The 19830-nt window shown below is 60.1% G+C and carries 17 protein-coding genes and 1 tRNA gene; 12 read left to right on the top strand and 6 right to left on the bottom strand.

From position 1 onward, the window contains the following. Nucleotides 1-99: 99 nt before the first annotated feature. Nucleotides 100-1959: a DUF3857 and transglutaminase domain-containing protein gene (locus HBO09_RS10360; RefSeq protein WP_169992394.1), complete on the top strand. Its 1860-nt coding sequence runs from the start codon at nt 100-102 to the stop codon at nt 1957-1959. On the opposite strand, the gene HBO09_RS10355 is transcribed toward HBO09_RS10360, so the two are convergent. After that, complete coding sequence (locus HBO09_RS10355) at nt 1940-2440, bottom strand: DUF2938 domain-containing protein (protein ID WP_346266429.1); 501 nt, start codon at nt 2438-2440, stop codon at nt 1940-1942. The two genes, HBO09_RS10360 and HBO09_RS10355, sit on opposite strands and share 20 nt — an antisense overlap. A 111-nt stretch (nt 2441-2551) precedes the next feature. Here HBO09_RS10355 and HBO09_RS10350 point away from each other — a divergent pair, with 111 nt between their 5' ends. Beyond that, nucleotides 2552-3214, top strand: a complete 663-nt coding sequence (locus tag HBO09_RS10350) for a metalloregulator ArsR/SmtB family transcription factor (RefSeq protein WP_169992396.1) — start codon at nt 2552-2554, stop codon at nt 3212-3214. A 20-nt stretch (nt 3215-3234) separates the two neighbouring features. Next, nucleotides 3235-3672: an N-acetyltransferase gene (locus HBO09_RS10345; protein WP_169992398.1), complete on the top strand. Its 438-nt coding sequence runs from the start codon at nt 3235-3237 to the stop codon at nt 3670-3672. On the opposite strand, the gene HBO09_RS10340 is transcribed toward HBO09_RS10345, so the two are convergent. After that, nucleotides 3666-4283, bottom strand: a complete 618-nt coding sequence (locus tag HBO09_RS10340; protein WP_169992400.1) for an XRE family transcriptional regulator — start codon at nt 4281-4283, stop codon at nt 3666-3668. The two genes, HBO09_RS10345 and HBO09_RS10340, sit on opposite strands and share 7 nt — an antisense overlap. Before the next feature lie 159 nt (nt 4284-4442). Between HBO09_RS10340 and HBO09_RS10335 the strand changes: the two genes are divergently transcribed. The 3 genes from HBO09_RS10335 (at nt 4443) to HBO09_RS10325 (ending at nt 7156) form a co-directional block, all read left to right on the top strand. Then, the gene (locus HBO09_RS10335) at nt 4443-5579 is read left to right on the top strand and encodes an FAD-dependent oxidoreductase (RefSeq protein ID WP_169992402.1); all 1137 of its coding nucleotides are present in this window, start codon (nt 4443-4445) and stop codon (nt 5577-5579) included. Nucleotides 5580-5606: 27 nt separating this feature from the next. Beyond that, the gene (locus HBO09_RS10330; protein ID WP_169992404.1) at nt 5607-5993 is read left to right on the top strand and encodes a Rid family detoxifying hydrolase; all 387 of its coding nucleotides are present in this window, start codon (nt 5607-5609) and stop codon (nt 5991-5993) included. 101 nt (nt 5994-6094) lie between these two features. Continuing rightward, a complete protein-coding gene (locus HBO09_RS10325) occupies nt 6095-7156 on the top strand; it encodes a hypothetical protein (RefSeq protein ID WP_169992406.1) in 1062 nt (353 codons plus the stop codon). 306 nt (nt 7157-7462) lie between these two features. Here HBO09_RS10325 and HBO09_RS10320 read toward each other — a convergent pair whose 3' ends face one another. Further along, nucleotides 7463-9931, bottom strand: coding sequence for a TonB-dependent siderophore receptor (locus HBO09_RS10320; protein WP_178120209.1), 2469 nt, complete (start codon nt 9929-9931; stop codon nt 7463-7465). Between the two features lie 123 nt (nt 9932-10054). Next, nucleotides 10055-10130 (bottom strand) — tRNA-Asn (locus HBO09_RS10310). 174 nt (nt 10131-10304) lie between these two features. Here HBO09_RS10310 and HBO09_RS10305 point away from each other — a divergent pair. Then, nucleotides 10305-10931 carry a hypothetical protein gene (locus tag HBO09_RS10305; RefSeq protein WP_169992408.1) on the top strand — a complete coding sequence of 209 codons (627 nt, stop codon included), beginning with the start codon at nt 10305-10307 and terminating at the stop codon, nt 10929-10931. A gap of 15 nt (nt 10932-10946) precedes the next feature. Here HBO09_RS10305 and HBO09_RS10300 read toward each other — a convergent pair whose 3' ends face one another. Further along, the gene (locus HBO09_RS10300) at nt 10947-12179 is read right to left on the bottom strand and encodes a CaiB/BaiF CoA-transferase family protein (RefSeq protein ID WP_169992410.1); all 1233 of its coding nucleotides are present in this window, start codon (nt 12177-12179) and stop codon (nt 10947-10949) included. Nucleotides 12180-12459: 280 nt separating this feature from the next. Here HBO09_RS10300 and HBO09_RS10295 point away from each other — a divergent pair, with 280 nt between their 5' ends. The 4 genes from HBO09_RS10295 to HBO09_RS10280 all read left to right on the top strand — a co-directional run bounded on the left by HBO09_RS10295 (nt 12460) and on the right by HBO09_RS10280 (nt 16912). Next, nucleotides 12460-13317: an IclR family transcriptional regulator gene (locus tag HBO09_RS10295; RefSeq protein WP_169992412.1), complete on the top strand. Its 858-nt coding sequence runs from the start codon at nt 12460-12462 to the stop codon at nt 13315-13317. 68 nt (nt 13318-13385) lie between these two features. Further along, nucleotides 13386-14540 carry an acyl-CoA dehydrogenase family protein gene (locus tag HBO09_RS10290; RefSeq protein WP_169992414.1) on the top strand — a complete coding sequence of 385 codons (1155 nt, stop codon included), beginning with the start codon at nt 13386-13388 and terminating at the stop codon, nt 14538-14540. Between the two features lie 206 nt (nt 14541-14746). Further along, nucleotides 14747-16021: an MFS transporter gene (locus HBO09_RS10285; protein ID WP_169992416.1), complete on the top strand. Its 1275-nt coding sequence runs from the start codon at nt 14747-14749 to the stop codon at nt 16019-16021. Between the two features lie 141 nt (nt 16022-16162). Next, complete coding sequence (locus tag HBO09_RS10280) at nt 16163-16912, top strand: alpha/beta fold hydrolase (RefSeq protein WP_169992418.1); 750 nt, start codon at nt 16163-16165, stop codon at nt 16910-16912. 141 nt (nt 16913-17053) lie between these two features. Here the strand turns inward: HBO09_RS10280 and HBO09_RS10275 are convergent, their stop codons facing one another. Then, nucleotides 17054-18565: a nucleobase:cation symporter-2 family protein gene (locus tag HBO09_RS10275; protein WP_169992420.1), complete on the bottom strand. Its 1512-nt coding sequence runs from the start codon at nt 18563-18565 to the stop codon at nt 17054-17056. Nucleotides 18566-18737: 172 nt separating this feature from the next. On the opposite strand from HBO09_RS10275, the gene HBO09_RS10270 reads away from it, so the two are divergent. Continuing rightward, nucleotides 18738-19688 (top strand): LysR family transcriptional regulator, encoded by a 951-nt coding sequence (locus HBO09_RS10270; protein ID WP_169992422.1) that lies wholly within the window; start codon nt 18738-18740, stop codon nt 19686-19688. The last annotated feature ends 142 nt before the right edge of the window (nt 19689-19830 follow it).

Genomic DNA, 19830 nt, shown 5'->3' with positions numbered 1-19830 from the left:
TCCGAGCATCTATATAATAATGCGTCGCATTAAACACTTTGTTTATCGCAATACGCTCGCCCTCGCCGGGTGAGCGTCGCATTAGTCAGAAGGATCTCTATGCAAGGCTCTTACCTGCCCTCCCTGCGCCTGCTGGGCGTACTGTTTTTGGCCGCTTGCTCACTGACGGCCCAGGCCGCCACCGATGAAACCGACCACTCGGCCACCTTCGAAAAAAATCAACAGTCCTACGTGATCAATGCCGATGGCAGTTTCGTCCAGACCATTGAACTGGTTACGCGGATCAATGAAGAGCGGGCGATCAAGAGCAACGCGCAACGTTCATTGAGCTACAACCGCTCTCTGGAAACCCTCGACGTACTTGAAGCCTTCACCCAGAAACCCGATGGCCGCAAGGTCAAGGTGGGCACCGAGCAGATCAAGGAGCAGCAGGAGACAGCCTCTTCAGAGGCGCCGATGTTCCAGGACTCGCGGGTCAAGGTAGTGATTTTCCCGGAGGTGGCGACCGGTGACCGACTGGTCCTGCGTTACCAGCGCCAGCGCACCACGGCGCTGTTCCCCGAGCAATTCGAAGACTTCTTCGTGCCGGACTTCTATGACGCCGAGCAGTTGAGCCTGAGCTACGACTTACCGGCCGACAAGCCGCTGTTTGTTGACGCCCGGGGCTTCAAGGCAAGTACCCCGGCCGCCGCCGCTGGGCGCAAAGTGTACCGTTGGGACTACGTACCGCAGGCAAAGGCGCGCATTGAAAACGGCGCCGTGTCCTATGTCGATTACGGTCAATTCCTCGCGGTCTCGACCTTCGCCAGCTACAAGGACTTTGCCCAGGCCTATGAGGCCAGGGCCCAGGTAGAAGTGACACCGGCCATTGCCGCCCTGGCCAAGCAACTCACGGCCAACCTGACCACCCCGCGCAGCAAAGCCCTGGCCCTGAGCGACTGGGTGCGCAAGAACATTCGTTATGTAGCGGTATATGTCGGCGCGGGCGGCGTAGTGCCGCATCCGGCCCAGGCCGTGCTGGATAACCGCTATGGCGACTGCAAGGACCACGTAGCCCTGCTTGAAGCCATGCTGCGCGCGGTGGCGATCGAAAGCTCACCGGTGCTGGTCAACCTGGGTAACAGCTACACCCTGGCCAAAGTGCCTACCCTGGGTGTGCTCAACCATGCGATTACCTACGTGCCGGCCCTGGATCTGTACCTGGACTCCACCGCCACTGCCATCGCCGCGGGCTACCTGCCGATTCCGGTGCTGGGCAAACCGGTGCTGTTGACGCAATCCGGCGAACTGGCCAAGACCCCGGCCGCGCAAACCGGCAAGGTCAGCAACGACCTGTTGTTCAAGGTCGACAGCAACGGTGCGGCGGACTTTGTGCATGCCACCACCGTGGAAGGCTGGGGCTCGGAGTTCAATCGCTACCTGCTCAATGCCATGAAACCAGCGGACCGCGACTCGATGGTCCGCAATGTCCTCGGCTGGTACGGGCAAACGGGCCAGGGCACGTTTAAAAGCGATTCCCTGCAGGATGAAGTCAACCCGTTCAAAAATTCCCTTGAAGGGCGCACCGACAACCTGGTCAACCTGCCAGGCCCCACCGGTGTTCCGGCGCTCAGCAGCCTGGTGGGCGGCATTGCGCAGAACGTATTTGCCTTCGCCTCGGAAAAAGACCGCACCCAAGGCTTCGGTTGCCTCTCGGGAGAAACCCAGGAGCAGGCCCGCTTCGAGTTTCCCAAGGAAGTCACGGTCCTCGCCGTGCCCAAGCCGCAGTCCCTGCAACAGGCCGGCTTTGACTATCAGGCCACCTACGCCAAGGAAGGCAATACGGTCCTGATCACCCGCCACTTCAAGTTTGCCCATGCCAACACGGTATGTAGCCCCGAGGACTTCAAGGCGATGAAGCCGGTGATCGAGAGCATGGTCAGCGACCTGAAGAGCCAGATCATCGTGCAGACCCTGTAATCAGAAGCAACGCCCAAGCGGCCAGGTACAGCCCTATCCCAAACACCCCATGGGCCACAATGCTGCGCAACCGCGCAGTGTTGGGCTGGGGCGTTCTGGACGCAGCAATGCCTGCCCCCATCGCCGGTTGCAAGACAAAGAACGGGGCGACCACAGACAGCACGCCAAAGCTCAAGGCCGGCAGCAACGTCGGCTGCCGCGCCCACTCAATTCCCACCATCAGCAGTAGCAAGGCCGCAAAGAACACCCCGATCAGGTAATGGGTGACCCACCCCAACAGACGTTCCCCCGGCACGGGAGGCGATTTGGCGATACCGGCATGCATCCAGCGCCCACGTGGCAGATGGCCGATCCAACGGCCCACCATAGTGAAATCCAGGGACGGCACGCCCAGGCAGCGCTTGAGCAACAACGCCCAAAGGTCCATGACCAAGGTCGCACCGGCCCCGATAACCACCGAATACCCAAGAAACTCAAGCACGTCCCTACTCCTTTTGATCGTTGGCGGTGAGAGCAACACAGAGGCTTAGGCGCTCCTAAGCAAACATTCAATTAATTGATTGAATGTTTGGCCGATGCTAGGATCTTTGCCATGAAACCGTCAAGCCCCGTATTCCCCGCCGATCATTTCACCGCCCTGGCCGACATTGCCCGGACCCTGGGCCATGCCCATCGCCTGGCCCTGCTTGAGCACATTGCCCAGGAAGAACGCTCTGTCGAACAACTGGCGCAACTGTCCGGGGTGTCTGTCGCCAATGCTTCGCAGCATTTGCAGCAACTCAAGCGTGCGGGCATCGTGCAAACGCGCCGCGATGGCAAACGCGTGCTGTACAGCCTGGGAGCGGGCCCGCTGGCGCCCTTGCTGGAGGCATTGCGCGGTTATCTGGCGTACCAGCACGCCGAGATACGCGAGGTCGCCCTCGATAGCCTCTCGCGGCGTGAGCGGTTGGAAGGCATATCCATCGAGGAACTGTTGCTGCAGATGCAAAGCCAGAGCGTGGTGCTGCTGGATGTGCGTCCCGAAGATGAGTTCGCTTCAGGGCACTTGCCCGGCGCGCTCAACATCCCGGCCAATGCCCTGCAGCAGCGCTTGGCCGAGCTGCCCAAAGGCAAGCAAGTGATCGCCTACTGCCGTGGACCTTATTGCGTACTGTCCACCGACGCCATCAACACATTGCACGCCCATGGCTTGCCCGCTCGCCGGCTGCGCGCCGGGTTTGACGACTGGAAAGCGGCTGGCCTGAGCGTCGAATAAACCATCGCAAGACTGGAAAAATGATCAGACTCCTGGAACCCAAAGACCTCGATTGCGTCCTGCAGATCTGGCTGGATGCGTCGCTCATCGCCCACGACTTTATCGACGCCGCCTTCTGGCAGTCGCAGGTCGAGAACATGCGCAACCTGTATATCCCGGCCTCGGAAACCTACGTCATGGAACGCGACTCAAGGGTCGTGGGTTTCTACTCGCTGCTCGACAACCAGATGGCCGCGCTGTTTGTCGCCCCCGATTGCCAGGGCCAAGGCATCGGTAAACGCTTGATGGCTCACGCCAGGGCGCAGCGGCCCGTGCTGACCCTGGCGGTGTATAAAAACAACACCGCCAGTTGCCAGTTCTATCTGTCGCAAGGGTTTGTGGTGACCCATGAACAGGTCGATGAACACAGCGGCCAGGCGGAGTACTGGATGAGCAGTGGCGCCAGCGCGCCTCAGTAATCCGTCATCACCACCATCACTTCAGCGTCCGCCTCGCTTTCGGCCAGGTAGATATGACCGATGCCGCTGTTGAAATAGGCGGTTTCGCGGCAGCCAATGCTGATGGACTCGCCCGTCTCGAATTGAATCCGCACCCGCCCGGACAGCACCACCGCAAACTCCTGGCCGGGGTGGCGGATGTAGTCGTCAAACTGGGTCAGCTCCCGGGCGAAAATGCGCGCATACATCGGTGTCATGCGCCGCCCCGGGAAATCCCCGGCCATCGGGTGGTAATCGTAATTGCCCGTGCTGTAGCCCGCCGCACTATCAATGGCGGTGCTGACCACTGTGGGCTGGACCAGGTTCGGCGCGGTCTTCACGGGGCTGAATAACTGCGCAATATCCACGCCCAGCGCCCGCGCCGCCGCCGCCAGTTTTTCGTAGCTCACCGAGACCTGTGCCAGCTCCATCTTCGACAGGGTCGACAGTGCCACACCCGAACGCTCGGACAGTTGCTTGAGCGTCAGCTGCTGGTTTTTGCGGATACCCCGTAAGCGGGCGCCTACCTGGCTGCGATCTATCAGCGGATGGGTCGTGGAACACGAAGCTGACGCTGTCTGATCGGAACTCATGCTGACTCTCTGTCGTACAAAAAACGGGGTGGGCATCCAGGCCGGAATATTAACCCACGAAGAAGGCTTGACTGGAAAATTCTCATATCCTACATTTCTCTTATGTGAGAATTATCAAAAACGAGAAAAGCCTCATTCGCACACAGAAGGGACTTCGGCATGCAGGACAGTGACTGTTTCGATTTCGCCATCATCGGCGGCGGCATTGCGGGGGCGTCCCTGGCCTATCGCCTGGCCGCAGAGGCCAGCGTGGTGGTGCTCGAACGTGAGAGCCAGCCGGGCTACCACGCTACCGGACGCTCTGCCGCCATGTTCATGGAAACCTACGGCACCCCGCAGATTCAAGCGCTGACCCGTGCCAGCCGGGCCTTCTACGAGCAACCACCGGCAGACTTTACCGAGCACGCACTGCTGGAGCCTCGCGGCTGCCTGTATGTGGCCAGTCACGAGCAGCAGGCGTTGCTGCAAAAAACCTTCGACAGCCATCAGGCCTGCGCGGCCAATGTTTCGCTGATTGATCGCGAACAGGCGTTGGCATTGGTGCCTTGCCTGCGCCCGGAAGTCATCGCCGGCGCCATGCTGGAAACCGAGGCCCGCGACCTCGATGTGCATGCGCTGCACCAGGGTTTCCTGCGGGCCATGCGTCGTGCCGGAGGGGTCTTGAAGTGTGACGCGCAGTTGAGCAGCGCCACCCGCCAGGGCCGGCATTGGCTGCTGACACTGGCCGACGGCCGACAACTGCGCGCGCGCAACCTGGTCAACGCCGCTGGCGCCTGGGCCGATGAGGTGGCACAGCAATGCGGCGTAGCACCGATCGGCCTGCAACCCTGTCGGCGTACCGCCTTTACCTTCGACGGTCCCGAAGGCCTGGACTTTGCAAACTGGCCCGCCGTTATCAGCATCGACGAAAGTTTTTACTTCAAACCCGACGCCGGCCAACTGCTTGGCTCACCGGCCAACGCCGATCCGGTTCCGCCACAGGACGTGATGCCCGAAGAGCTGGACATCGCCACCGGGATTTATCACATCGAAGCCGCCACCTCCCTGAGCATCCGGCGGCCCCGTCACAGCTGGGCCGGCCTGCGCTCTTTCGTGCCCGATGGCGACCTGGTGGTTGGTTGGGACGAGCGCTGTGACGGCTTCTTCTGGCTCGCCGCCCAGGGCGGTTATGGCATCCAGTCGGCGGCCGGTGTCTCGCAGCTGGCCTGTGCCCTATTGCTCGATCAACCCTTGCCCCAAGCGCTGCAGCGCCAGGGCGTCGAACCACAGCGCCTGGCTCCCGCCCGTTTGCGCTGACCCTTCACTCTGCCGAGGTTCCCTGTCATGCCTGAAAATATCCAGCGTTATCCCAGCCACCTGCCCTACCCGTTCTCCAAAGCCATTCGGGTGGGCGATTTGCTGTACCTCTCCGGGCAAGTGCCCATGGACCCAAAAGGCGAAGTGGTACGCGGTGATATCCAGCAGCAAACCGAAGCTGTCATGAGCCGCATCGGCGAAACCCTGACCGAATGCGGCGTGGGGTTTGACCACGTGGTCAAGGCCACTGTGTGGCTGTCGGACATGCAGCACTTCGCTGGTTTCAACGAGGTGTACGCACGCTACTTCAAGCAGGGTTTCCCGGTGCGCTCCACCGTCGGTGGCACGCAACTGGCGCTGGGGGTCGATGTAGAAATCGAAGTCCAGGCCTGGGTCGGCCCGCCAACCCGCTGATTCGAAACAACGCGTTGGTTCAAGGACAGCGCGTTATCGTTGCGGTTTTTCGCAAGCACGCTCGCACGCCCCTTAACAAAAACAATTCAAGGGAAGTCGTCATGAAAGAAAGTCTGAAGATTGCCGGTGCATTTGTCGGTGTGATCGTCGGTGCGGGGTTCGCCTCGGGCCGGGAACTGTTGCTGATGTTCGTCGATTTCGGCGTATGGGGATTGCTCGGTGCGGTGCTCAGCGCCGCACTGTTCACCTTCCTCGGTATGGCGCTGGCGGGCATGGGCAACCGCCTGCGCGCCACCTCCCATAAAGACGTGGTGTATGCATTGTGCGGGCGGCACCTGGGGGTGTTGGTCGACCTGATGATCACCTTTTTCATGTTTGCGGTCACCGTGGTCATGCTGGCAGGCGGCGGTGCGTTGCTGGAGCAGCAGTTCGGCATCCCGGCCACACTGGGCAGCGTGGTGGTCACCCTGGTGGTGATCGTTATCGTGTGCCTGGACGTGCACAAAGTCATCGGCCTGATCGGCTCGGTCACGCCGTTTTTGATCCTCACTGCCGTCGGCGTAGCGCTCTACGGCGCTGCCACCCGGGGCCTGAGCTTCGCTGAACTGAATCAACTGGCCAGCCGCCAGAGTGCCGGCGCCAGCCATTGGCTGCTCGGTGCATTGCTGTACGTGTCCTACAACATCGTGGCCGGCGTACCGATCCTGGCGATCATGGGCGGCGCGGCGAAAAGCGAAAAACAGGCGGTCTGGGGGGGAATTCTCGGCGGCGCCATCTTGGGCCTGCTGATGCTGGTCATGAGCCTGGGACTGTTGTCGCGCCTGGACAGCGTGGCAGACCTGCCGATGCCCATGCTGTCCATCGCCAGCGAAGTCTCGCCCGCTCTCGGGCTGCTGATGGCAGTGATTATCTTCCTGATGATCCTCAATACCGCCGTCGGCACCTTGTACTCCTTCTCGGCGCGCCTGCTGCCACCCGGCACCCGTACATTCCGGGTCGGCTCGGCGGCCTTTGCCACACTGGCCTTTGCCGGCAGCCTGATCGGCTTTATCAGCCTGGTCGGCCAGGTATACCCGCTGTTTGGCTACCTGGGCTTCTTGCTGATCGCCGCCGTGTTGATTGGCTGGCTGCGCCTCGGGCGCCTTGCCGGGGCAACGGGCTAAACCCAGGGCTGGTGGCTGGTCACGCAGTGAATGCCACCGCGGCCTGCGGCGATGGGCTTGTGGCGGGCCTAGGCCCGATGACAAGACGTCCAGTGCCCTTTGCCCATGCCGCCCCGCTCGATTCCTCCAAGCGTAGGAGATCCTCTTGTGAGACAGCAATCGACCAACAGCAGCCACTCGAACACATCATCTGAATAGGTTGTTTCACAAGACAAGAGGCACCAATGTTCCGCTGCCAAAGCCCGCCTGATCAAAGGCGGGCCCAAGGTGTTCCGATCAAGCACGGCGAGCCGTACTCTGATCTGGCTACAGGGTATAAGAAATGCCCACTTGCACCGTACGCGGCTCACCGGGGTAAGCGTAGAAGTTCAGGAACGAGCCTTCTTCGTACTCGCGATTGAACAGGTTCTTCACGTCGAGGTTGAGTCTGAGCTTTTCGTTGACCTTGTAATAGCTGAGCACGTCGACAACGGTGTAAGCCCCCATCGAGAACGTGTTATTGGCGGTCTGCCCGGCACGCTCGGCCACGTATTTTCCACCTGCGCCGAGCCCCAATCCTTTGAGCGCACCATCCTGAAACTCATACATATTGAGCAGGCTGAAGCTGTTGCGCGGAATATTCGCCAGACGCGTTCCGGTGCGCACTGTAGTGTCCTTGGTCACAGCGGCATCCACATAGCCATAGCCGCCGATTATCCGCCACTCGGGCGTCAGGTTTCCGGCCACGTTCAGATCGAAGCCGCGGCTGCGTACCTGCCCCGTGGCGACATTGAAGGCCGAGTCAACGGGGTCAACCCCCTGAACATTTTTCTTCTCGATCTGATATATCGCCGCGTCGACGCTCAACTGCCGGTCAAGCGCTTCCCACTTCACGCCCACCTCGTAGGACTTGCCCTTCTCCGGCTCGAACCCGCCGCCTTGACGACTGGCGCCCGTGTTGGGCTTGAACGAGCGCGCGGCATCCGCGTAGATCGCGACAGTGTCAGTGAGGTCATACATCACACCAACGCGCGGAGTGACGGCGTTGTCGGCGGCGTTCCAGGGTTTCACGCCGAGCACGTAGGATTCGTACTCGTGCTCGAAACGCTCAAAGCGCGCACCAGCGAGCACCTTCAAACGCTCGGTCAGCGCCACTTGATCCTGGACGAAGGCCGCGTAAGTCTTGAGGTTTTCTTTGTCGTGGGTAGGCGTACGAGTCAGCGCCGGACGTGGCTGGCCATACACCGGGTTGAAGATATCGATTGGAAAAGCCCCCCGCGTTGCGCTGGAGCGTTGGATGATGGACTTGTAGTCATAGTCTTCGTACTCGACGCCAGTCAGCAACGTGTGATCAAGGCCTCCCGTGGAAAAGCGCCCGGTCAGGTTCAGTTGATAGTCTTTGTCGGTCCAGTCCAGCTTGCGGTAGTTGAAGTTGCGCTGGAGTGTCCGCCCATCGGCATTCATGCTGTCAGGACCGTTGGCCTCAACAGCATTACCCTTCATCGTACCGTCCAGCCACTGGAAACCACCGCCCAGGCTCCAGTTGTCGTTGAGCATATGCTCGAACCGCAACTGGGCCATGTTGTTATCGTTGTGCAGATTACCGGCGTATTTTTCACCCCAGAAGGTGTCGCGGGATGCGGTACCGCGTTGGTTGGCAAAGCGAGTCAGGCCTCGATCAAGCGGATGATTGTTACGCATGAAGTCGCCTTCGAAAATCACCTTGGTGTCGTCATTGACCTGCCAGCTCAGTACAGGCGTTACCCCATAGCGCTCGGTTGAGACATGGTCGCGGAAGGTGTCGCCGCCCTCTCCTACCACGTTGAGGCGATAGGCCAGGCGCCCTTGCTCATCCAGCGGGCCAGAAGCATCAAGGGTGCCGCGTTTCATACCCTGATCATCCAGTTGGCTACCCAATGTGACCGTCCGCTCAGGCAAAGGCTGCTTGGAAACTATGTTGAAGGTACCGCCGGGATCACCACGTCCGTAGAGCATCGTCGCTGGTCCGCGAAGCACTTCAAGCCGCTCAATGCTGTTGGCGTCCGGCATGTTTGGGTAGCCCCGGTTAATCGGAAAACCGTTGCGGTAGAACTCGGCGGTTGTAAAGCCTCGGACAGTGAAATTGGTCAGCCCTTGGCCGCCGAAGTTGTTCGCGCGGCCAACGCCGCCTGCATAGTCCAGGGCCTCCTGCAAGCGAGTGGCACCGATATCCTCGACCACGTCTTTGGGCACTACGCTGATGGACTGAGGCGTCTCATGAATTGATGTGTCAGTGCGCGTCGCACTGGCCGAACGTGTGGCGCGATACCCCTTGACCGGCCCTTGAGCCGTCTCAGGGTCTGATTCGCCCGTGACATTGATGGCTTGCAGTTCGAGGCTGGCATTTTCGGTGCTGGCAACCTGCGCCCAAGCAAAAGGTGAAAACGCCTGAAGCACGCAGAGAGAAAGCAGGGTACGACGCATGAATTTTTGACCTGATGGATGAGCGGACGGGAAGGTGAACCTGCCTGGAAATCGCGAGGCATGATATACCAGCAGTTCCCATTTGCTACTCATTCTCACTTGTGTCTTTTCGGGTATGAGCTGGTCTACCCGAGTCTCATTATTCGCGATCAGTTGATAGGTGCCGCCTGGCGCTTCATGCGATAGCGCGTAGAACGACGACAGCGATGGCTGGTTATCCAGATCAATAAGTAGGGTTCGAAGAGCTGCATCGGCGCAGAACGCGCCTAGATTGGCGCCCACCGTGGTTTTACCCGGTCCGCCCTTGGTTGAAACGATTGCTGCGATTTTCATACTGCTTGCCTCAGAATCGAAGGATTAGAGACAGCTTCATAAAACTCGGGCTATAAGATGACGCTCAGGAAAACCGCCCTGAACGAAAAAAAGCCTGCATCTCTGCAGGCTTTTTTCAATGTCTGGCTCCACGACCTGGACTCGAACCAGGGACCCAATGATTAACAGTCATTTGCTCTACCAACTGAGCTATCGCGGAATGCGGCGTATCTTACTGATTGAAAAGGATAAGTCAACCATTTAGTGCATCTTTACCTGTGCACAGGGCGCGGTTTGGGTGCGTTATCATCGCCCGGGTGTTTACAGCAAGCCGCAACGCTCCACAGCATGAACCCCAGAAAAGTGGCAAACCAAACCGACAGGAAGTCGCTCCGTGAAAAGAATGCATCAACACCCCTTTTTCAAGCCCCGCCGCGCCGCTGCCGCCACACCGACACCGAAAAAGCCCAGGTTTTCCTCCGGTACGCTCCTGTCACTGGCGGCAGTGGTGATTTCCATTGCCGCCGCGTCGATTTCCTTCTGGCAACTGGACCTGATGCGCGAGCACAACCGACTGTCGGTACGGCCCTACCTGATGATCACGCCGCATTTGACCGCGGAAAAAAGCGGTCTGTACCTTTCCAATGAGGGGATTGGCCCGGGCATCATCACTGCGTTCAGCGTTCGCGTCGGCGATCAAACGTTCGATGGGCTTGGGGACAGCCGCTGGCCCGCCGTGTTGGAGAAAGCGCGACTGAATCCCGAGTGTTTCGCCAAAGGTTGGCCCATCGAAGGCGCAGCGGTCAGGCCGGGAATCGACATCGCGATTCTGGAGCCGACTAAAAGCACACAGTTCGGCCCCTTGTGCCTACTGCAAATGAGCTTTTTCCTGCAAAGGAATGACGTGTTTGTAGAGATGCACTATGAATCGCTCTACAAGGAACCCTTCACCTTTTCCGGCCCGTTGAGCATGAATGAGGCCATGGACATGGGCGCGTTGGGCAAAATATTGCAGCGCTGACCAAAAGGCCCCTCGTTACGGCAACTGCTCAATCACCCCACTACTCTTCAACTGCCCCAACTGCTCACTGGACAACCCCAACCGCCCAGCCAATACCTCATCCGTATGCTCGCCCAACATGGGCGCCGGCCGCACATACTCCACCGGGGTGCCGGACATCTTGATCGGGCTGCCGACCATGGCGAAATCCGGGTTTTGCGGGTGGGGAATCTTCACCATCAGTTCGCGGGCGATTACCTGTGGTTCTTCCAGTGATTGCGCGATGTTGTTGATCGCGCCCACTGGCACTTTCGAGGCGTGGATGCAGCTGACCCACTCGTCTGCCGTGCGGCCGAGGAAATGCGCCGACAGCAACTCGACGATTTCAGCCCGATGCGCAACGCGGTCGGCATTGCGCCGAAAACGCGGGTCGTCCGGCAGGTGTGGCAGGCCAATGCTCTGGCATAAGGCGATGAACTGGCTGTCGTTGCCGCAGGCAATGATGAAGTCACGGTCTGCGGCACGGAACACTTGGTACGGCACGATATTGGCGTGGGCATTGCCAAAGCGCTGGGGCACTTTGCCGGAGGCCAGGTAGTTCATGCTTTGGTTGGCCAGGGTCGCGACTTGCACATCCAGCAGGGCCATATCGATATGCTGGCCGACGCCGGTGCGTTCGCGGCTGAGCAGCGCGGCCTGGATCGCCACGGTGGAATATAGGCCGGTCATCAGGTCGGAGAACGCCACGCCGACTTTTTGCGGGCCGCCACCGGGCAAGTCATCGCGCTCGCCGGTGATGCTCATCAGGCCGCCAATGCCCTGGATGATGAAGTCGTAGCCAGGCTCTTCGGCACGCGGGCCGGTCTGGCCGAAGCCAGTGATGGAGCAATACACCAGACGCGGGTTGATCTCGGCCAGGGTCGCGTAGTCCAGGCCGTAACGTGCCAAGGAACCGGCCTTGTAGTTCTCGATCAACACATCGGAACTGGCCGCCAGTGCCCGCACCAGTTCCTGGCCTTCGGCGCTGGCCAGGTCGATGGCCACCGACAACTTGCCGCGATTGGTGGACTGGTAATACGAGGCCTGCCCGGATGACTCGCCAGCGGCGGTCTGCATCCACGGCGGCCCCCAGCCGCGCGTGTCATCGCCACTGTGCGGGCGCTCGATCTTGATCACTTCCGCGCCCAGGTCCGCCAGCACCTGACCACACCATGGGCCGGCCAAGACCCGGCTCAAATCCAGTACGCGCAAACCTGTTAATGCACCCATTGTTGTTATTCCTGAAGGTCTGTGTCGCCGACTGCCGGATTTTCTGGCGCAGCCAGCTATTGTTTTGCTGTGCGAAATAGTATTTCGTAATTTAGCAAAATAGTATGTCTCGACATGGAGGTTGTAAATGCAAAAGCACGATCACCCACAGATGAAAAACATAAACCATTGTTTTAGAAAGAATAATTAAATGACAGAGATAAAAATCAACACAACCATCAATTCCGCACAGCGAAATCTTATTTTGTTTTGTTGATTTTACAAAAAAAGGATGATTACCATGCACCGTCGCAACCCGGACCCCAGTCCATCCCAGACACCTGCAGGCCCCCATGGTTTTGAACACCTGAGGCTGGATCCAATGAGCAACGAAGAGGAGGAAGACAAGGACCGGCAGTTCATCACCGCGCTGGCCCGAGGCCTGGAACTGCTGCGCTGCTTTACCCCCAGCGAAAGCGTGCTGGGCAACCAGGAACTGGCGCGCAAGACCGGCCTGCCGAAACCGACGGTGACGCGCATGACCCACACCCTGACCCGCCTGGGCTACCTCAAGCACCTGCCGCAGTCTGGCCGGTACCAGTTGAATGTGGGGGTGATGGCATTTGGTTACGCGATGCTTTCCAACCTGTCGGTGCGGGCCGCCGCCCACCCGCTGATGGAGACCATGGCCAAGTACGCCCAGGCGGCCGTCGCGATGGCCTCCCGGGATCGCCTGGACATGGTGTACCTGGACGTGGTCCAGGGCGAAGCGAACATGACCATGCGCCGCCAGATCGGCACGCGCCTGCCGCTGCACTTGAGTTCGGCGGGCCGCGCCTGCCTGGCGGCGATGCCGGAGAGTGAGCGGGAGTTCATGCTCGACCATATCCGCCAGCGCCATCTGGAGGATTGGCCGACGATTCGCAAAGGGCTGGAACGCGCATTCAGGGATTACACCGACTTCGGCTATTGCATGTCGATCGGTGAGTGGCACCGCGATGTCAACGCCATCGCCGTGCCCATGCTGCACACACAACATGGGCTGTTGACGTTCAACTGTGGCGGGCCGAGTTTTCACCTTTCCCGGGAAAAACTCGAAGACGACATCGGGCCGCGTCTCAAGCACATGGTCAATAACATCGAGGCCGCCGCCCGCTAGACAGATCGGTGCACGGCCCGGCAGATCCAATACAACCGGCCCGCCTTACGGGCCGCCGAGGAATGCACATGATCCGAGATTCGCAAACGCTTCATATCCTGCTGGACTCCATTCGCCAGTTCGTCAACGAAGCGCTGATCCCACGGGAAAACGAAGTCGCCGAGACCGACGAGATCCCGGCGGACATCGTCCAGCAATTCCAGGATATGGGCCTCTTCGGCCTGACCCTGCCCGAAGCCTATGGCGGCCTGGGCGTGACCATGGAAGAAGAAGTGCATATCGCCTTCGAGCTGGGCCGCACCTCGCCAGCCTTCCGCTCCTACTTCGGCACCAACAATGGCATCGGCTCCATTGGCATCCTGCTGGACGGTACCGAGGCGCAGAAACAACACTACTTGCCCAAGCTTGCCAGCGGCGAGTTGCTCAGTTCGTTCTGCCTGACCGAACCGGATTCCGGCTCAGATGCCGCCTCGCTGAAAACCACCGCCGTGCGCGATGGCGAGTATTACGTGATCAATGGCACCAAGCGCTTTATCACCAACGCGCCCCACGCCGGGATTTTCACGGTGATGGCCCGTACCAATCCGCACATCAAGGGCTCCGGTGGCATCAGCGCCTTTATCATCGAACGCAATACACCGGGCGTGTCCCTGGGCAAGCGCGACCATAAGATGGGCCAGCAAGGCGCCCATACCAGCGACGTGATATTCGACAATGTGCGGGTGCCCGCCGAGCAACTGATCGGCGGTGTCGAAGGCGTAGGTTTCAAGACGGCGATGAAAGTACTCGACAAGGGCCGCCTGCACATCGCCGCCGTCAGCGTCGGCGCCGCCGAACGCATGCTCGACGATGCCCTGCGCTACGCCATCGAGCGCAAGCAATTCGGCCAGCCGATTGCCGAGTTCCAGTTGATCCAGGCCATGCTCGCCGACAGCAAGGCCGAAATCTATGCGGCCCGCTGCATGGTGCTGGACGCCGCGCGCAAGCGTGACGACGGCCTGGACATCGGCACCGAAGCCTCTTGCGCGAAAATGTTCGCCACAGAAATGTGCGGCCGGGTGGCTGACCGTTGCGTGCAGATCCACGGCGGCGCGGGGTATGTGAGTGAGTATGCGATCGAACGGTTCTACCGCGATGTGCGGCTGTTTCGGTTGTATGAAGGCACCACGCAAATCCAGCAGTTGGTGATCGCACGCAACATGATTCGCGAGGCCCAGCGCTAAGCCCCACACACAACCCTATGGGGGAACCGGGCTTGTGTGGGAGCGGGCTTGCTCGCGAAAGCGGTGGGTCAGTTAATAAATAGTTGACTGACACTGCGCTTTCGCGAGCAAGCCCGCTCCCACAGTAGATCTTCTTTGTTCATGCAGCAGCGTTCCAATCTGCAACACCCATAACCAGTGCCCTACAACTACAACAAGGTATCGCTATGGAAGTCGCCACATCGACGGGTGCGTTGTCGCCCGCAAAAAACAACCTGTGGATCATTGTGTTCATCTTCTGCTTCCTCGGTCTTCTGATTGATGGCGCAGACTTGATGCTGCTGTCCTACAGCCTCAGCAGCCTGAAAGCCGAGTTCGGCCTGACCAGTGTCGAGGCCGGCAGCCTGGGCAGTTTCACCCTCGCCGGGATGGCGGTCGGCGGGATTTACGGAGGCTGGGCCTGCGACCGCTTTGGTCGGGTCAAGACCGTGGTGTGGAGCATCCTGCTGTTCTCGGTAGGCACTGCGATTCTCGGCCTGACCCACAGCTACTGGCAGTTTGCGGTCACCCGCTTCTTCGCCTCCCTCGGGCTGGGCGCGCTGTATGTCGCCTGCAACACCCTGATGGCCGAATACGTACCGACCCGCTACCGCACCACCGTGCTCGGCACCCTGCAGGCCGGCTGGTCGGTGGGCTACATCGTCGCCACCTTGTTGGCCGGCTGGATCCTCCCGGACCACGGCTGGCGCTGGCTGTTCTACGTGGCGATCATCCCGGTGATCCTCGCCGTGCTGATGCAGCGCCTGGTGCCGGAACCCCAGGCCTGGCTCAACGCCCAGGCCGCACGCGCACGGGAAAAAGCCGAAGGCATCCAACGCGTCTCGGCGAAAAAGCCCGATGGCATGTTCAAGCTGATCTTCAGCGACCCCAAGGCCAGCCGCATGTTCCTGCTCTGGGCGCTGACCGCAGGCTTCCTGCAGTTCGGCTACTACGGGGTCAACAACTGGATGCCGTCCTATCTGGAAGGCGAGTTGGGGATGAATTTCAAGTCGATGACCAGTTACATGGTCGGCACCTACGCGGCGATGATCTTCGGCAAAATCCTCGCCGGCCTCGCGGCCGATCGCCTGGGACGACGCGTGGTATTTGCCTTCGGCGCCCTGGGTACGGCGGTGTTCCTGCCGGTGATCGTGCTGTACCAGAGCCCGGACAATATCCTCTGGCTGCTGATTGCCTTCGGCTTCCTGTACGGCATTCCTTACGGCGTGAATGCGACCTACATGACCGAGAGTTTCGAGGCGAAATTTCGCGGATCAGCCGTGGGCGGTGCCTACAACATTGGGCGGATTGGCGCGGCGGTCGCGCCGGCGGCCATTGGCTTCCTGGCGTCCCATGGCTCGATTGGCGTGGGCTTTTTGGTGATGGGCGCGGCGTACTTTATCTGCGGGGTGATCCCGGCGCTGTTTATCCGCGACAAGCAATTTGATCCGCAAAAGCAATAACCCGCTGTGGGAGCCGGCTTGCCGGCGCCTACGAAGGGCGCTAGTGCAGGTCCGGCTGAAAACCTAGCCGTTTTGCCAGTTACTTAAACGCTTTGTTCAAATTATCGTGTACCTGACCAATTGTTGATGGCAGGGCCGGAAATGGAATTCATCGAACAGACCCGCCAGGGCTATGCAGCCTTTCGCGGCTATCAGACCTGGTATCGCGTGACCGGGAACCTCGACAGCGGCAAGACCCCAGTGGTCATCCTCCATGGCGGTCCCGGCGGCACCCATGACTATCTGGACGCTTTCAAGGACGTGGCTGCCAGTGGCCATGCGGTGATTCACTACGATCAACTGGGCAATGGCCACTCCACCCACCTGCCCCACCAGCCCGACGATTTCTGGACGGTTGAACTGTTTCTCGACGAACTGGAAAACCTGCTCGGCCATCTGCACATCAGCGAGCATTACGCGATCCTTGGACATGCCTGGGGCGGCAGACTTGGCAGTGAGCACGCGATTCGCCAACCCAAGGGCCTGTGCGCGTTTATCGCCGCCAACCTGGCTGCCGGCTTCGATGATCAGCCTCTATGCCGAATCAACCCGTGGCCCGAAGAAGTGGCGCGCACCTTCGCCCAGATGGCGGCCGATCCTACGGTGTACAACGCCTTGCACGGCCCGATCAGCATTGGCCGGTTAACGCAGATCCGAGTACCGACCCTGATGATTTGCGGGCGGCATGACCAAGCCACGCCGCTGGAATTCAAGGCGTTCCTCGATGAAATCGCCGATGTGCGCGAGGCGTTGTTCGAGGACTCCAGCCATATGCCCCATGTCGAAGAACGCCAGGCTTGCATGGGCACGGTGGTGCAGTTTTTGGATGAGGCCTGTCGCCCCCGATTTTGAAACCACACACATCAAATGTGGGAGCGGCGGTGCGACGATTCGACTTGCTCGCGAAAGCGGTGGATCAGTCGGTACATCCGGCGACTGAAAAACCGCTTTCGCGAGCAAGCCCGCTCCCACATTTAGTGCGTGGTGTTTTCGCTACACCTCGCTGGTTTCAGCCCTACCCGGCACCGCTGCTTTCTCCTGCGGCTGCGCCACCACCGGTATCTCCTTGCCCTCGGCGTCAAACAATTTGCCTTTGCTGAAGTAGTCCCCGTCCCGCAGTGCCGCCACATCCTGGAAGCACAGGCTGCGCTCGGTGCCAGCGACGAACACCGACTGCTGGTCCGAGTTGCCGGCGGTGAAATGGTTGAATGCCAGGTTCAGCAGGATCGCCATGATTGCCGAGGAACTGATCCCCGAGTGGAAGATGGTGGCGAACCAGCTAGGGAATTGATCGTAGAAGCTCGGCGCGGCGATGGGGATCATGCCAAAGCCGATGGAGGTAGCGACGATGATCAGGTTCATGTTGTTGCGGTAATCGACCTTGGACAGCGTGCGGATCCCGCTGGCCGCCACGGTGCCGAACAACACGATCCCGGCACCGCCCAGCACCGAGGTCGGTACTGCCGCAATCACCCGGCCCATAAAGGGCAGCAGGCCAAGGATCACCAAGAACAGGCCGCCGGTGGCCACCACGTAGCGACTCTTGACCCCGGTCACCGCCACCAGGCCCACGTTCTGGGCGAAGGCACTTTGGGTGAACGAACCGAAAATCGGCGCGAACATACTCGACAGCATGTCCGCACGCAGACCGTTGCCCAGGCGTTTGGAGTCAACCTTGGTGTCGATGATCTCGCCCACCGCGAGGATATCCGCCGAGGTTTCCACCAATGTCACCATGACCACGATGCACATGGAAAGGATCGCGGCCACATGGAAAGTAGGCATGCCGAAGTGGAACGGCGTGGGGAAGCCGATCATCGGGCCTTGGGTCACGCTGGAGAAATCCGCCATGCCCAGAAATACCGCGATCAACGTACCAAACACCATCGCCAGCAGGATCGACAGGCGCGAGATAGTGGCGCTGCCCACCTTGCTCAACAACAGCACCAGCACCAGGGTGATGGCCGCCAGGCCAATGTTCGGCATGCTGCCAAAATCGGCGGCGCGGCTGTTACCGCCCATGGCCCAACGGGCGGCGACCGGCATCAGCGTAAGGCCGATGGTGGTAATCACGATCCCGGTCACCAGGGGCGGGAAGAACTTGGTAATTCGCGAGAATATCGGGGTGATCAGCAACCCGATCAGCGACGCGGCCATCACCGCGCCAAGGATCGCCGGCACACCGCCCGCGCCGTCACTGCCAACAATCGCCACCATGGTTGCCACACCGGCAAACGACACCCCTTGGACCAAGGGCAACTGGCAGCCAAAAAACGGTAGGCCCAGGGTTTGCAACAACGTGGCCAGGCCACCGGCAAACAGTGACGCGGCGATCAACAGGCCAATATCGGCGGGGGACAACCCGGCCGCCTGACCGACGATCAACGGCACGGCAACGATACCGCCGTACATGGTCAGTACATGCTGCAGGCCGTAAGCCATGTTGGCAGCGACGCCAAGATTCTCGTCTTCTGGCCGTTGCGGTGACGCCTTCGGGATAGTCATGGTGAGGGGATCTCTGTTTTTGTTGTGCGCTCACTGTATGCAATAGAAAGATTGGATGTCCATAGAGTTGTATACAATCATTTGCACAAGATACCTGGCATCGACGTTACAAAAATCCATTCAGCCGCCCAGCCCCAAGGCTCGAAGCCGTGCCCACAAGGATCAGAAAAAAATGCTCAACCGCACGCTGCGTATCCACTCTGCGGCCATTTGCTACTTCGATATGGTCCGCCGCTGCCATTCGATCCGTGAAGCCGCGCGCCGACTGAACGTCGCATCGTCGGCGGTGAACCGGCAGATTCTCAAACTCGAAGACGAAGTGGGCGCGACCCTGTTCGAGCGCCTGCCCGGCGGGCTGCGCCTGACCGCTGCCGGGGAAATCCTGACCCGGCATGTGACCTTGGTGTTGCAGGATGTGGAACGGGTACGCGGCGAACTGGAAGGCCTGAACCAGGTACAGACCGGGCATGTGGAAATCGCCACCGTGGAAGGCGCGACGGTGGAGTTGCTGCCCGCCGTGCTCAGGCGCATGCGCCAGCGCTATCCGGCGGTGACCATCGGTGTAACGGTGCAGGGCTCACAATCGATTCCGGCAGCGGTGATCAACGGCCAGGCAGACCTGGGGTTGGCCTTTGCCCTGCCGCGCAGTGCGGAAACCACGCAATTGTGTGTCGGCCATTTCCGCCTCGGTGCGTTGGTGGCACCAGGGCATCCACTGGCCTCCCAAGCCAGCGTCAGCTACACCCTATGCGCTGAACATGGGGTGATCCAAGCCAACAGCGAGCTGTCGATCCACCACTTGATCGCCCCGCTGCACCGGCGCTCGTCAACTGCGCACAAGCCGTTGCTGCAAAGCAATTCCATGGAACTGGCGCGACAGTTGGCGCGCCAGCAGTTGGGGGTGGCGTTCCAGACGCGGATCGGGATCGAGGCCGACTTGGCCAGGGGTGAACTGCTGCATATCCCCTTGAGCGATCAAGGCGGGATGTTCAGCGACCTGGGCCTGTATGCGCGCAAGGGCCGGGATTTGCCTACGGCGGTCGAGTCGATGGCCCATCTGATCAGCGAGGAAATCGCTTTGCGCGAACGCGAAGAATCCGCCTGTACGCCACGTATTTCCTGACCTGCAGGCCAGCTTACGCGCTGCCGATTCGGCAGCAGGCCAGTCGATATTATGTTCTTTGAGCATCACGGCGGTTGTGTCGATACTGCGCCCGGCGGCCCTGCACGGCTGCCATGAGCCAAACGCCAAAGGAACTAAAACA

Origin of the sequence: Pseudomonas sp. WS 5027, from assembly GCF_012985695.1 — a bacterium.
GTDB lineage: Bacteria > Pseudomonadota > Gammaproteobacteria > Pseudomonadales > Pseudomonadaceae > Aquipseudomonas > Aquipseudomonas hygromyciniae.
Note: the sequence above shows the minus strand (reverse complement) of the source record. Positions and strands in the feature narration are given on the sequence as shown.